This window comes from Chitinophaga sp. (genome assembly GCF_035761305.1).
Classification (GTDB): domain Bacteria; phylum Bacteroidota; class Bacteroidia; order Chitinophagales; family Chitinophagaceae; genus Chitinophaga.
Genome location: NZ_DASTRI010000155.1, coordinates 38,688 through 54,425, shown reverse-complemented (window position 1 = coordinate 54,425; position 15,738 = coordinate 38,688). Strand labels below are relative to the sequence as shown.

At 51.8% G+C, this 15,738-nt stretch carries 10 protein-coding genes; all 10 read left to right on the top strand.

Annotated elements, in window-relative coordinates:
* Positions 1-3,011, top strand: a 3,011-nt coding sequence (locus VFS25_RS13685; RefSeq protein WP_326462717.1) for a TonB-dependent receptor, incomplete at its 5' end; no start/stop codon positions are given.
* 20 nt (positions 3,012-3,031) lie between these two features.
* On the top strand, positions 3,032-4,849 hold the full coding sequence (locus VFS25_RS13680; protein WP_326462716.1) for a RagB/SusD family nutrient uptake outer membrane protein: 1,818 nt from the start codon (positions 3,032-3,034) through the stop codon (positions 4,847-4,849).
* A gap of 20 nt (positions 4,850-4,869) precedes the next feature.
* A complete protein-coding gene (locus VFS25_RS13675) occupies positions 4,870-5,865 on the top strand; it encodes a pectinesterase family protein (protein ID WP_326462715.1) in 996 nt (331 codons plus the stop codon).
* An 11-nt stretch (positions 5,866-5,876) separates the two neighbouring features.
* On the top strand, positions 5,877-7,244 hold the full coding sequence (locus VFS25_RS13670) for a right-handed parallel beta-helix repeat-containing protein (protein ID WP_326462714.1): 1,368 nt from the start codon (positions 5,877-5,879) through the stop codon (positions 7,242-7,244).
* A gap of 168 nt (positions 7,245-7,412) precedes the next feature.
* A complete protein-coding gene (locus tag VFS25_RS13665; protein ID WP_326462713.1) occupies positions 7,413-8,936 on the top strand; it encodes a DUF5010 domain-containing protein in 1,524 nt (507 codons plus the stop codon).
* 135 nt (positions 8,937-9,071) lie between these two features.
* A complete protein-coding gene (locus VFS25_RS13660; RefSeq protein ID WP_326462712.1) occupies positions 9,072-9,416 on the top strand; it encodes a DUF488 domain-containing protein in 345 nt (114 codons plus the stop codon).
* Positions 9,417-9,691: 275 nt separating this feature from the next.
* On the top strand, positions 9,692-10,213 hold the full coding sequence (locus VFS25_RS13655) for a hypothetical protein (RefSeq protein ID WP_326462711.1): 522 nt from the start codon (positions 9,692-9,694) through the stop codon (positions 10,211-10,213).
* A 94-nt stretch (positions 10,214-10,307) separates the two neighbouring features.
* Positions 10,308-10,901, top strand: a complete 594-nt coding sequence (locus VFS25_RS13650; RefSeq protein ID WP_326462710.1) for an RNA polymerase sigma factor — start codon at positions 10,308-10,310, stop codon at positions 10,899-10,901.
* 54 nt (positions 10,902-10,955) lie between these two features.
* Positions 10,956-12,116: a FecR family protein gene (locus tag VFS25_RS13645; protein WP_326462709.1), complete on the top strand. Its 1,161-nt coding sequence runs from the start codon at positions 10,956-10,958 to the stop codon at positions 12,114-12,116.
* 341 nt (positions 12,117-12,457) lie between these two features.
* On the top strand, positions 12,458-15,730 hold the full coding sequence (locus VFS25_RS13640) for a SusC/RagA family TonB-linked outer membrane protein (RefSeq protein ID WP_326462708.1): 3,273 nt from the start codon (positions 12,458-12,460) through the stop codon (positions 15,728-15,730).
* Positions 15,731-15,738: the final 8 nt, after the last annotated feature.

Below are 15,738 nucleotides of genomic sequence, written 5' to 3'. Positions count from 1 at the left end.
CCGTAACCGGAACAGGCCCTGTAAAGCTGGTGTTCTCTTTCATTGGCTACCGTACTGAAACCATTACCGCCGGCGGCGCAGCGCCTTTGCTGGTAAAGCTCCGGCAAGAGCAGAGCAACCTGGGTGAAGTGGTAGTAGTAGGGTACGGCACCGTGCAAAGAAAAGATGTTACCGGATCTGTTTCTTCCGTAAGCGCCCGGCAAATCAAGGATGTGCCGTTGTCGTCCGCCGCAGAAGTGCTGCAGGGGCGCCTGGCCGGTGTGCAGGTAGTATCGTCGGAAGGCGCGCCCGGCGCGGAACTGGTGATACGTGTGCGCGGAGGCGGCTCCATCACACAGGATAACTCGCCCTTATACATTGTTGACGGCGTGCAGGTAGAAAATGCCTTGTCTGTGATTGCGCCGCAGGATATTGCTGCTGTAGATGTATTGAAAGACGCCTCTACCACGGCTATTTACGGGGCAAGAGGCGCTAACGGCGTGGTAATCATCACTACTAAAAGCGGGCGCTCGGGCAAAACGCAGGTAACCTACAGCGGCGCCGCCGGCTGGCGCGAGCTGCCTGCTACCGTACCGGTGTTAAGTCCGTATGACTTTGTGCTGTGGCAATATGAAAGAAGCCGCAGCAGTGAAGCGGACAGCTCCAACTTTGCACACCTGTACGGCACTACCTGGGACACCCTGCAGAACTACAAGAACGTTGCGCCTGTAAACTGGCAGGACCGCGTGTTCGGGCGCAAAGCAATGTTCCAGAACCATAACGTATCTATGAGCGGCGGCACCGCTGCTACCAACTTTAATTTAAGCCTTACCGCAAACAAGGAAGACGGTATATTGCTGGAGTCAGGGTTTGACCGTAAGATCGCCAACTTTAAGCTGGAGCATAAGGTTTCGGAACACGTGAAGGCAGGCATTAATATGCGGTACCTGGACCAGGGCGTTCACGGCGCCGGCACTACCAGCTCCGGTACCCGTGCCACCAACCGCTTACGCCACGCCATTAATTACCGCCCGTTTGAGCTGCCGATACCAGGCGGCGGTATCGACGATTTTGACGAAGATTATTACCTGGCTTCCAGCGGCGCCACCAACCCGGTGCTGCTTACGCAGGCGGAATACCGCAACCAGCAAACAAGAGGCACCTACCTTACCGGCTATGTTAATATCAGCCTGTTTAAGCACCTCTCTTTCCGGTCAACCTTCGGGTACGACTATACGACTATCAGGGAGTCGCTTTTTCACGGGAAAATTACCAGCACGGCCCGGCAATATGCTTCGCTGCCTATTGCCTCCATTGGCGATCAGCATAACAGCACCTTTAACAATTCAAATGTGCTGCAATACACCCTTGGCAAATACAAAGGCCATCATGATATAACCGTGCTGGCGGGTGAGGAAACCGTGCAGCTTTTATCCGGCAGCAACTATGTGGAAACAAGGTATTTCCCGGCAGATATAAGCGCCGGTAAGGCGCTGGCCAACATGGGCCTGGGTTCAGCGCCTTCAGGCTCGTCGCAGCCGCTGCCGTCATCCACGGAGAATGCCCCCAGCCGTATCTTTTCTTTGTTCGGGCGGGTGAGCTATGCTTATGACGACCGTTACCTGGCTACGGTAAATGTGCGTGCCGACCGGTCATCGAAATTTGCTTCGGAGAACGGCACCCTGGTTTTCCCTTCCGGCTCCATAGCATGGCGCTTTTCCGGTGAGCGGTTCATGAGCGGCATTAAATGGCTTACAGATGGTAAGCTGCGGTTTGGCTATGGCGCGGTAGGCAATAACCGTATAGGCGACCTGCTGTACCGGCAGCTGTACGGCGTTACCGGCCAGTATGCATTCAACCATTCCATTTTGCCGGGATTTGCGCCATCGGCCCTGGCCAACCCGGATCTTCGCTGGGAGCGGAATATTACCCGCAACCTGGGGCTGGACCTGGCCTTCTTCAACAACAAGCTGCAGGTAACAGTAGATGCGTATAAAAATTCGGCCAACGATCTTTTGCTGGCCGTGCAGATACCGCCAACAAACGGCTATACCACACAGATACAAAATATCGGCGCCACTTCAAACCGCGGTATTGAAGTGCAGATAAATGCCAACCCGGTACAGGGAAAAAATTTCTCCTGGAACACCAGTTTCAATATCGCGTTCAATAAAAACCGGGTGGAGAACCTGGGCGGTCCGGCGCAGATTACCCGTAACTCCGGCTGGCAGGGGTCTGACGGGGTAGATGATTACCTGGTGAAGGTAGGGCAACCCGTTGGTTTAATGTACGGCTTTGTAACCGACGGCTATTATAAGCTGGAGGATTTTACCTATGATGCCGCCACCGGCACCTACAATATTAACGCACACGTTCCCGTGAACGGCGTTTACGGAACGCCGCAGCCGGGCATGTTAAAGTGGAAAGACCTGGATGGCGACGGCGTTATTACGGCAGACGGCGACCGGACGGTAATCGGCAACGCCAATCCCAAGTTTACGGGCGGCTGGAATAACCAGTTTACCTGGAAAAATTTTGACGCCAGCATATTCGTGAATTTTGTAGTGGGCAATGATATTTATAACGCCAATAAGCTGGAATGGACAGACGGCGCTTTCCCCAACCTGAACATGATTAACATCATGAAAGACCGCTGGACCAATATCAACAGCCAGGGGCAGGTGGTAACAAACCCGCAGGAGCTGGCTGCGCTGAACGCCAACGCAAAAATATGGTCGCCCGTAAGGGTGCAGCGCTGGTGGCTGCATTCATGGGCGGTTGAAGACGGCTCGTACCTTCGTTTCAGTAATGTGACCCTGGGCTACACCTTACCGAAGCATGTTACGGAGCGGGCTAAAATCGCCAGTTTGCGTATATACGCCACCGTAAATAACCTGGCGGTTATATCCGGCTATTCGGGCTATGACCCTGACGTTACTGCCCGCCGCAGCGATCCGCTGACGCCGGGTGTTGACTTTGCCGCCTATCCGCATTCACGGACCTGGGTGTTTGGTGTAAACCTTACTTTTTAAACGCAAAACAGATCATTCTCATGCAACATAAATATCTTGGCTTCTTAACCGGCGCCGCATGTATAGCCGTTTTATTGATCCTGCCGGCCTGTAAAAAATGGACAGAAGTAAAGCCCGGCTCCCAGTATAATATTGACGAAGTTTTTTCAGGCGTTGCCAATGCAACATCCGCGGTAATCGGCGTGTATGACGAGCTGCAGGGCGACGCCGGTTACGGCATCCGCATCAGCATGTACTACCCCTACGACTCGGACGAAGGCATTGTCAGCGGTAATATCGACAACGGCCGGCGTGGAATAGGACGCTACCAGCTGCTGCTTACCAATGCGGAAATTGCCAACCCGTTCCGGCAGCTGTACCGGGGAGTGGAAAAAGCGAATTTGTGCATAGAACAAATTCCATTAATGCCGCTGTACAATAACGGCACCGACGAAGAGAAAAAAGAGCTGCACCGTTTATACGGGGAGGCATTAACCCTGAGAGCACAGTTTTACCTGGAGCTGATACGTAACTGGGGAGATGTGCCTGCGCCCATGACGCCGGCTTACAGGCAGTCGGATTTATTCATTGGCCGCAACGACCGCGACTCTACCTACGATAAAATACTGGCCGACCTGGCCACTGCGGAAACCTTGTTGCCCTGGCGTTCAGAAGTGCCGCGCAACGAACGCATTACCAAAGGCGCCGCCATGGCCCTGCGCGCAAGAATTGCCCTGTACAGGGGCGGGTATGCGCTGCGGCAGAACGGGCAAATGGAACGCCGCAGCGACTACAAAAAATATTACACCATTGCCCGGGACGAATGTGCGGCATTAATGGCAAAACGGGAAGAGCATACCCTGAACCCCAGCTTTGAAAATATCTGGAGGAACGTAACCTCCTTTACCTACGATCCGCAGGGAGAGATATTGTTTGAAGTAGGCGCGGGCGGTGGCAACGGCAACAGCGACAGCCGCATGGGCAACTACGACGGCCCTAATGTGAATGCCGCATCGCGCTACGGCGCGGGTGGCGGCGGCATTATTATGCTGCCCAGTTATTTTTATGCCTTTGACTCTGTAGATACCCGCAGGGATGTAACCATTACATCGTACCAGGTGCCCGATGCAACCAACATTAAATCACAGCGCCGTTTAGGCGAGCTGAATACCGGTAAATACCGCCGCGACTGGAGAGTGCCGCTGCTGCCGGGCAATGTGCTGAACGTAGGCTATAACTGGGTGCTGATCCGGTTTTCCGATGTGCTGTTGATGTTTGCGGAAGCGGAGAATGAGCTGAACGGCGGTCCTACAGCAGCAGCCATTGCTGCTTTTGAGGAAGTGCGCAAAAGAGCTTATAAAGGCAACGAAGACAAGATAGGCGTTACCCCCGCCACCAAAGAAGGCTTTTTCGACGCCGTTGTAAATGAACGTTATCTTGAATTCGGGCATGAAGGCATCCGTAAATTTGACCTGCTGCGCTGGAACCTGCTGGCGGAAAAGCTGGAAGAAACCCGTACAAAAATACAGCAGATACGTGACCGTACCGGCGCTTATAGCTTTGTGCCGCAGTATATTTACTGGAAAAATAACGGGGAAGAGATACAGTATTACGTTAACGGCAGTACGGACCCCGCCGCCGTGCCCTGGTACCAGCCAACACAGGCGCCGGACCCGATTACCGGGTGGAAGAGGACCGACTGGGCGCAGCACCTGGCAGTAGCAAAGGCCATTGATAACTTACCATTGTGGCAGGGGCTTGCCAGGTTTTTTGTGCATGGCAAAAGCGAACTGTTCCCGTTTGACCAGGCCACCCTGGATGCTTACCAGGGCAGGCTGCTTCAAAACCCGGGCTATTGATAAACAAAAAAAACAGGTTAATGCGAAGTGTGTTGTATTTGTTATGTTGTATGCTGGCTGCTGCCGAACTGCGCGCCCAAACAACTGTTCATCCTGCTGCTATAACCGTTGCAAAGGACGGCAGCGGCGATTTTACCACCATACAGGCAGCGGTTAACTCTGTCCGCGACTTATCGATGTTGCAGGTGAGGATATTTATTAAGAAGGGCGTATATAACGAAAAGCTGGTCATTCCCTCCTGGAAAACCAACGTCTCGCTGGTAGGGGAAAGCAGGGACAGCACCATCATTACCAACAACGATTATACCGGTAAAGACTACCCGGGAAAAGACGCCAGCGGCAGGGAAAAGTTCATGACCTTCACCACCTACACGGTGCTGGTGGAGGGCAACGACTTCAGCGCGGAAAACCTGACCATACAAAATACAGCAGGCCGTGTTGGACAGGCCGTGGCATTGCATGTGGAAGGCGACCGCGTTACCATAAAAAACTGCCGTTTGCTGGGCAACCAGGACACCCTGTATGCGGCTAAGGAAAACAGCCGGCAGTACTACCAGGATTGTTACATTGAAGGCACCACGGACTTTATTTTCGGGGAGGCCACTGCCGTGTTCCGGCGCTGTACCATTAAAAGCCTCACCAATTCTTACATAACAGCAGCGGCAACCAGGCGCGGGCATTTGTTCGGCTTTGTGCTGATGGATTGTAAGCTGGTGGCAGATACCGCTGCCCGGAGGGTTTTCCTGGGCCGCCCCTGGAGGCCCTTTGCAAAAACAGTATTCATACATTGTGAATTAGGCGGCCATATTGCGCCGGCAGGCTGGGACCCCTGGAAAGGCGACCGCATGTTCCCGGATAAGGAGAAAACAGCCTACTATGCGGAGTATGAAAATACCGGCCCGGGCGCATCTATAAACGACCGCGTGGCGTGGTCGAAGCAGCTGACAAAAAAAGAGGCTAAACAATACACTATTGAGAACATTTTAGGAGGCGCCGATCACTGGCGCCCCCTTTAAATACTTATCCCATGAAACCCGCAACGCGCTTACTGTATAGCTGTTTCATCGCGCTGCTGTTTCCGGCAGCGGCGGCGGCGCAGTTAAAATATTACGTGGCTGCTGCCGCACAGGGCGGAAACGATGCAAACGCCGGCACTTCCCTGTCGGCGCCCTTTGCCACTATTGCAAAAGCAGTATCAAAAGCAACAACGCCGGGCGATACTGTTTTTGTACGCAGCGGCACCTATGCGGTAAACACGCCTGTGAAGATCACACACCCCGGCGCAGCCGGTAAGCCCATTGTAATTACGGTATATAAGCCCGATATGAAAGATGCGGGCTCCCGGCCGGTTTTTGATTGCTCCTCCATGGCAGTTGGCGGCAATAATAAAGGGTTTGTTTTAGACAATGCCGGCTACCGGGTTATTTACGGCATTGTTATCAAAGGTGCGGGCGATAACGGCATGAGCATAGAACACAGCAACCACGTAACAATTGAGTTCTGCAGCTTTTTGCAGAACCACGATAGCGGGCTGCAGATCGCGGATCTTTCCGCCCATGTGACCATTATTAATTGCGATGCTTATGAAAATGCCGACAGGGGCCCCGGTACTACCACCGCCGGTGGTAATGCCGATGGTTTTGCCCCTAAAATAAACGTAGGCGACTCTGTTTTATTCAGGGGCTGCCGGGCGTGGATGAACTCAGATGACGGGTGGGATGGTTACCTGCGCACTAAAAAGCGCGGGGGAAAAGATAATGTCACAACCACCCTGGAAGACTGCTGGGCATTTTGTAATGGTTATTACTGGCTGGATGGCAGCACCACGCAGGTACAGAATGGCAACGGCTTTAAACTGGGCGGCAGCGACACCAAAGATGAAGCCCATAATTTTGTTTTAATAAAATGTTTGAGCTTTTATAACAAGGAAAGAGGGTTTGACCAGAACAGCAATGCAGGGTCTATTTACCTATACAATTGTTCCGCTTACCGGAATGGCGGCAATGATTATGCGCTCAAAAGCGGCAAAGCTATCTACAAGGCAGGGGCGGAGCTGGTTTTAAAAAACAATATGTCGCTAGGCGCCAGGGGCGTGAACATTCCCGCGGAAAGCACCCCAACGCGGCGGCTGGTAATGGAGCACAATGTTTTCTCAAAGGACACCTTCAGCCGGGAAATACGGTCGTTTGATACAACCGGCGTAACCGGCATGCGGGATGTAGCGGGCAATTTACCCCGTATAAAATTCATGCACCTGGATGCAGCTGCTCCCGCACCGCATATTTATATTAATAAAGGCGTTGCATTGCCGGAGGTGGTTTATCATGGCAAAACCGGCCTTCCCGCAAGCGGCCGGACTATTGACATTGGCGCTTTTGAGGCCGGTATGGAATGATGCGCCTTTTCCATTTTCATAAAAAAAAACAACATTTCCCTTCCCATTAATGCGTTATTAATCAAAAATTAATTACCCCCCGCCTATATTGCACATGCATCAAATATTCATTCCACGTTTACACCTTATCTGATATAAACCATATCGTTCACCCTTAATTACTATCTTATGGTAAAGATGAATGCGCTGCTATTGCTGGCAGCTGTTACCCTTATTGCAGGCTGTACTAAAGACGCGCCTGAAGAACATCCCTTAACCGCCGATGCCCCTGACCGCCATGCGGTTACCGAGCTGGCCCCCGGCCAGTATATTGGCGTTACCATGGGCTTTGACCATGATGCGCGGCTGGGCGGAAAGAACCCTGGCGCCGGCGGTAACATCATTTACAATCTGTCGTTGTTTAAATCCACCACCAATGATAATGACTGGTGGGATAATATTGCGGAGGAGATTGCCTACAGCGGGGTAGATTTTGTAGCGCCCACGCTGCGGGGATATACCCCCAACAACAGCCGCGATGCCGGCGACCCGCGCCGGCTCGCCAGCCTGGTAGCCGCCATGGACCGGCGTGGGTTAAGCAACGCATTCAAGATTGCGGTGTTTGACGATAACCCTGCATCGTGGACGGCTGCCCGCAACCTGGATAACGGCGACGGCTATGACTATACGCCGCTGTTTGACTGCGGTGACACGGCCAACTATAAGTACATATGGGACTATGACCTTAAAGCCACTTTTACGGCCGTGCCGGACGCTAAGCGTTTTAAAATAAACGGGCGGCCGCTTATTATGTTCTGGAGCGTGGCCAACGCTTTCTGCACAAACCAGGGCAACGGCAACCTTAAAAAGATAGCGCAGTTTGTACGGGCAAAATGCCAATCGGTATTCGGGTTTAATCCGTACATAGTGGTAGATCCTACCTGGCTGCAGTTCGACCAGCAATGCAACGACCCCGCGGTGATAGATGCCGTGAACCCCTGGTTTAATATGGCTAATCCCTGGCGGGTGAGCACCTTTAATAATGTAACGGTAGGCACGGCGGTACCCGGCTTCCGGGTGGTGACCAGCACCACCAATATGTTCATAGACGCCAACCACGGGCAAACATTTACTACGGGCCTGAGCAACGTAACCGGCGCAGGCGCTTTGATCACGTTGGTGGAAGGGTTTACCGACTGGCCGGAGAACACGTCGATGTGGCGCAGTCCTGATACTACCTATTATGACTATCCCAACCAGCGCATTAACATCCTGCGGCGCTATACACATAAAGCCTATGGCAATTTAAAGGTAGAAGCGGAAGGGTGCGACAGCTACCATGACCTTTCTGCCGGCAACAGCGGCGGCACCTTCCGTGATGGCGACCTGGATGTTGTAAAAACGGGCGATGTAAACGGCGGCTGGCATGTTACCAATACGCAGGCAGGGGAGTGGCTGGAATGGAAAGAGCTGCCTTTGCCGGCTGCTACGCGTTTCCAGGTGCGGTATTCCTCTAACCAGCCATCGACGGTGCGGTTTGTTGTGGATGGTGTAAACCAGCCGGTGGTTACCCTGCCTGTAACCGGCAACGGCAGCTATGCGGCGGAAGATGCAGGCGCCATTTCCTTTTCCGTCAACAGCTTGCATACCGTAAGGCTGCAGATTGTGAGCGGTAACCCCGCCATCAACTACTTTAATATTATGCAGCAATAGGCCCGCCCGCAGCCCATAAGTTTATGGAAAGCATGCGCCGTTAATACTGGCGGCGCATGCTTTCAGCATTTGTAGCAGCAGTGCGCGCAAACAGGTAATCCCGGAACTGCTTACATTTGTAAAAACTTCCGTGTTATGGCTATCCACGTAAAAAGAATATATGAGCCTGCTTCAAAAGGCGATGGTTATCGTATACTGGTTGACCGCTTATGGCCGCGCGGCATTAAAAAAGAGGATGCGGAGATTGACCAGTGGATGAAAGAAATTGCCCCGTCCACAGATTTACGGAAATGGTTCCACGAAGGGAAGGGAACCTGGGAAGAGTTCCGGAAAAAATATCTTGCCGAGCTGAAAGAGTCCGGTGCCGTTGACGAGCTGCGGGCCAATGCCAGGAAACATAAAGCCCTAACGCTGTTGTATGCATCAAAGGATGAAGAACATAATCATGCGCTGGTGCTGAAGGATCTTCTGGCGCATTAACGGGCGGGTTGTGCCGGCATGCGAGCAGCGGCGCGTAGGGGCCACGCCGTTAGGCTTTATGCACCCTTTACCCCGCCTGCCGGAAAATGGTTCGGGTAGCGGCAGGGAAAAGGTATAAAAAAAATTGCTTTTTAATTTTCTATTACTTTATTTTGTTACCGTAGTATTATTCAGGCTTTTTTACATATTTGTATGTCATGTGACAGCACACATCGGCCCATAATAAATCAATATTAAGTTTATTTAAAGATCAGTAACCTATTATCCCATACTATATGCGAAGCATTGTTTGGCTTATGTGCTGCTGTGGTATAGTTGCCTGCAAGCCCCGGGCAACAAAGCTATTGGGCACGGCCTTGCGTAACAGCATTATCGAAGAAAAAGAAGTGAACAAAAATGAAATAACAGTGGCTTATATGCCCTTCTGCTGGCAACATATGTCAGATGTTGAGCAGCTTATGGAGGCCGATACCGCCGAAATGGTATTCAGGGTAGGCATACATCCCCGGTTTGACGCCAAGCCGCTGCCGGTAACAGGCAATGATACGCATGAACAGGACTCCTTCTTTATACTGGTAACAGCAACCGATACGATACCCGCTTTATATGCCCATAAGATCATTAATGAAGATGCCGGGGGAATAGTATACCTTGTTGGCTTTGATAAAAAAGAAATTAAACAGGCGCCGGAGCTGGATTTTATTTTCAGGCACCGGCTGTTTGGCAGCAGGGCGCTGCATTTCAACTATCAACGCAGCATGCTGGAAAAGATTGACTCTTTATGTTGCAGCATGTGATGGGGGAAGCGCCCATCCCCCTCCATAACCCCCTTCTTTTCTTTTTTGAATTTTTGCTATAGATTACAAGCGTAATTGAAACTACGCAAACCTTTTGTCGTTCAGTGAAACATACCACGATACCGCATTGCTGAAGCGGATTGCTGCAGGAGAGTGGGCCGCCTACGACGAACTTGTTCGCCAGTATTCCTCCCGGCTGTTATTTTACCTTATGCCGCTTACCCGTTACGACCAGTCCAGGGCAGAAGATATTCTGCAGGATGTTTTCCTGGCTGTATGGGAGAAGCGGGAAAGCCTGCTGTTCATCCGTTCCATAGAACAGTACCTGTTTCGTATGACTAAAAACCGTTTCTTGGACCTCCTCCGCAAAGAGCAGTCCCGCCTCCGGTTAATAGACCGCTACCAGGAAACCGGAGAGCTGAATACCGCGGCTTCTCCCTATGAGCAGGTGTTGTATGCCGAGTACAGCGCCCAGGCTGCAAAAGCCATCAGCCAGCTGTCGGAAAAGCTGCGCATTGTTTTCCTGCTAAGCACCCAGCACGACCTTTCGGTTGGCGAAATAGCAAACGCGCTGAACCTCCCGAAAGAAACCGTTAAAAAGCGGCTGTACCTGGCCGGTAACTTCATCCGCAGCTACCTCAAAAAGCATGGGGAATGGCTGCTGCTCCTGCTGGTATATTTTTTTTAAGAATTACTTCCCCTTTTCAATTTCACATACGTCTTTCTATAACGATCAGCAATAATGACTACAGAAGAGGCATACATACTGGCTCATAAGATAAAGGACCGGCAGCATACCGAAGCGGAGCTGCAGGCATTGCTGCAATACCTGCAAACGGCGCCGCGCGTTGCCGCAGACAGCTGGATGGATATTTATTATGAGGTAATGCGCGATGCAGCACCGGATCATACTGCCGCTGCGGCGTTTGCAGAAAGGCTTGCCCGGCTGCGGCCTTTGGAGCCTGCGCCTTTACAGGTAAGCTACCGCCGCAGGTGGGCCATTGCCGCTGCTGCTGCCGCAGTGGTGGTGCTAATGGCAGGCGCTTACCTATGGCAGCAGCAGCGCCACGCACAGGTAACAACACCGCCCCCAATGGCGGTAGCACAACAAATAACGCCTGGGAAACAGGGCGCAGTGCTTACGCTGGGCGACGGGTCGCAGCTGGTGCTGGATAGCATGGCCAACGGGGTGGTAGCTACACAAAACAATACGCAGGTAATGCTGCAAAACGGCCGGCTGCAGTACAACAATGCGGGCAGCACCGGCATGGTATTATATAATACCATGCATACGCCCAAAGGCAGGCAATTCAGGCTGCTGCTGCCCGATGGTACGGCCGTGTGGCTGAATGCAGGCAGCAGCATTCGCTATCCTACCGCATTTACAGGTAATGAAAGGGTAGTGGAGATCACCGGCGAAGCATATTTTGAAGTGGCGCAGCTGGCGCAAAAGCCTTTCAGGGTAAAGGCTGCCGGCCGGGCGGATATTGAGGTGCTGGGCACACACTTTAATATAAATGCCTATGATAATGAGAGCAGCCTGGATGCAACCCTGCTGGAAGGTGCCATACGCGTAACACACGGCAGCAGCAATGCAGTGCTGCATCCTGGCCAGCAGGCCCGGGTAGCGGCTGGTATTAAAGTAGTAGCGCATGCAAATACAGATAAGGTAATAGCCTGGAAGAACGGGTTTTTCAATTTTGAAGATGCGCGCCTGGAAGAGGTGATGCGGCAGCTGGAACGTTGGTACGACATAGAGGTAGTGTATGAAAAAGGCGTACCGGATATTGTTTTCGTTGGTAAGATCAGTAAACAAACACCGCTGGCCGACCTGCTGACCATACTTGAAAAAACGAATGTGCACTTCAGGCTGGAAGGTAAAAAGCTGATAGTTCAACCATAATCACAACAGGGGGAAAATAGTTAGCAAAGAATATCTTTTAAAATAACGGCTGTTTCTGCAGAACGGCTGCCGGGGCGCGTATGCCCGGTCAAAAACCAACCAAAATCATTTTATAATGTAATAGTTCGCGGATTTAAACAATGCATGCTGTAGATCAGCAAAGCAGGATCAATAAAAACAAAACCGGAAGTGCTGGTACCACTCCCGGTGAATGTCCGGCTGATCCTGGAAAGTAACATAGATGCTATTCTTAACCAACCAAACTAACGCAATGTATGCAAAAAAATGCATTTCGGTTTAGGGGACCGTTTGCCTCCAACAGAAAATTATTGGTGAACACGATGAAACTAGCCATTCTTTTAATGACTGCTGCCTGCCTGCAACTACACGCTACCGGCGTAGCGCAGCAGATCACCTTGTCGGGCAGGGAGCTGCCTGCCAGGCAGGTGTTTAACGAAATTGAAAAGCAGACCGGGTACGTGGTATTTGCCACCAAAAATGCAATGGCTGCCATGAAGCCGGTTACAGTGGCGGCAAAGCAGATGCCACTGAAGGATTTCCTGCAGCAGGTTTTTCGCGGCCAGCCGCTGAATTTCCTGGTAAAAGGGCAAACCATTGTGCTGGTACCTAAGACCTCCCCACCGCCGGCGCCCGTGCAAACATTGCCTGAAGCGCCCCGTTTTATGACAATACGCGGCATGATCCGCGATACTACCGGGCAGGAGCTGGTAGGTGCGTCTGTACGGGTAAAAGGCACTACCAAAGGCACGGTAACAGATGCCAAAGGCCTGTTCAGCATTGAAGCCAACCGGGGTGATATACTGGAGGTGTCATTCATCGGGTATGAGCCGAAAGAAATAAAGATCACTAACGGTAACCTGCTGTATATTATACTTCATCATTCACACTCCCTGCTGGATGAAACGCAGGTAATTGCTTACGGCACTACCACGCGCCGTTTAAGCACCGGTAACATTACCACTATAAAAGCAGCGGAGATTGCGAAAAATCCCGTAGTGAATGTGCTGAGCGCTTTGCAGGGCCGTGTGCCCGGCATGTTCATCCAGCAAATGAGCGGGCAGCCGGGTTATCCCTATGAAGTAACGATCCGCGGCAGAAGCTCACTGGCTGCCAGCACGCAGCCTTTATACGTGGTAGATGGCGTGCCTTATCCCAACGGCAAGCTGCCTTTTATTTATCCCGGTTCAGAAGTAGGCGGTTTTAACAACAACCTGCAGGGCGGCAATGTGCTGGACTACCTGCCGCCCGCTATGATAGAAAGTATTGACGTGCTTACAGATGCCGATGCTACCGCCATTTACGGCTCCCGCGGCGGTTACGGCGTAGTGCTGATCACCACCAAAAAAGGAAAGGCAGGAAAGCCTATGCTCAATATCAGCGCGCAAACAGGCGTAACGGTTAGGGGCCGGTCGCCGGAGCTGCTTAGCCTGCAGGATTATTTAATGATACGCCGCGAAGCGCTTAAGAACGATGGCGTGGAGCCGGGATCCACCGACTTTGATGTGAATGGAACCTGGCCCGAAGACCGCTATACCGACTGGCAGAAATTTGCCGCGGGCAGCAACTCGCAAACTACCATGCTCAACGCCACTTACAGCGGCGGCACCGGCAGCGTGAACTACCTGGTGGGCGGCAACTATAATGTGCTGCAAAGCGTGCAAAGAAATACCGGCGCTAATAAAACCGGGGGTATGAACTTTAATATCAATACCACTACACCCGGTAAAAAAGTATTTGCATCCCTGAGCGGCTCCTTTTCCTCTACCGTAAACAATCTGCTGCCAATTGACTTTACAGGCGGCGCTTTACAGGCGCCCAATGCGCCACCCGTGTTTAACCCGGACGGCAGCATCAACTGGGAGCCCAGCCGGTCTAACGCGAAATTTGCCGCTTTTAAAATGATCAATAGGAACCAGACCAATAACCTCGTTTTTACCGGCGATTTTAAATATATGCCGCTGAAAGGGCTTACGCTGCGGGCAACCATTGGGTATAACAATATTTCCGGCAGGCAAAATATCGGTTACCCGTCCACTTTCTTTGACCCCTCTACCCATCAGCCTACCAAGGCAGAGCTGAACCTGTACACTTCCCGCGTATGGAATATTGATCCCAACATCAGCTACCAGGTGAACCTGGGCAGCAGGGGGCGTTTAAGCGCTACTACCGGCATGACGCTGGTTGACCGCCTGGAATACAGCCAGAACACCACCGGCACTGATTTCCTGAGCGATGATTTGCTGTACAATCCCACCTTTACATCGGCCAATAATATTACCACCACCTATAACCAGGTGCCTGGCAGAACCCTGTCTTATTTCGGCATACTGCATTACGACTGGGATAACAAGTATATCATTAACCTGAACGGCCGCTACGACGGGTCTACCAAATTCGGGCCCCGTAACCGCTACGGCAAGTTCGGCTCCGTAGGCGCCGCCTGGATATTCAGCAGCGAAAGCTGGTTCAGCAGCCTGCTGCCGGTGATCGGCTTTGCCAAGCTAAGAGGCAGTATAGGCGTTTCCGGTGGTGATGCTATCAACGACTATGCATATTTAAATACCTATTCTTCCTATACCTCCTATATGAACGGGGTATCGCTGATACCCAACCTCCTGGCTAACCCGGACCTGCATTGGGAAAGCATGCTGAAAAGGGAAATAGCATTAAGCCTGCAGCTTTTTAAAGGAAGGTTGGGCATAGATGCTACCTATTACAATAACCGCAGCAGCAACCAGCTGGTGAACCAGCCGCTGGCCACGGTTACAGGCACTAACAGCATTCCTGCCAACTGGCCTGCGGTGATCAGCAACACCGGTTATGAGCTTACGCTTAACACTACCAATATTCAAAGAAAGAATTTCAGCTGGCGCAGCACTTTCATTATCTCGGCTAACCGCAATATCCTGAAATCGTACCCCGAATCGCAGATACCCACCAGTGAGAATTATGTTTTAGGTAAATCCACCCAGGGCATTAAGCTGTTTGATTATGCCGGCGTTGATCCTGAAACAGGTTATTATACCTTTTACAAGAACGGGGAAAAAGGCATGTGGAACTTTTTGTCCGGCGGCGCCCTGGACAAGCTGAAAGACAAAACTGCGTTCCGCGACCTGGCGCCTAAATATTTCGGCAGCCTTGTAAACTCATTCACTTATAAGACCGTAACGCTTAGCTTCGTATTCACCTATACCAGCCGCACCGGAAAAAATTTTCTGGGATCTCAGAACCTGCCGTTTGGTATATTTAACATAAACCCCTCCTCCGTGGTGTTAAAGCGCTGGCAGAAGCCGGGCGATATAGCGCCGGTACAGCGGGTAAGCCAGGCGCTTACAGCAGCCCTGCAGCAAAACAATTTCAATTTCAGCACAGGGGCGTATGAAGATGCTACCTATGCCCGCCTCAGTAACCTGAATATCAACTATACGCTGCCGCCGCGCTGGTTTCATAACCGCATCAGCAATCTGAGCATATTCATGAGCGGCCAGAACCTGCTCACTATTTCAAAGTATAAAGACCTGGACCCCGAGAACCTCGGAGCAGGCCTGGCGCCCCTGCGCACTTTTTCCGCCGGCTTTAACGTGAACCTGTAAACTTAACG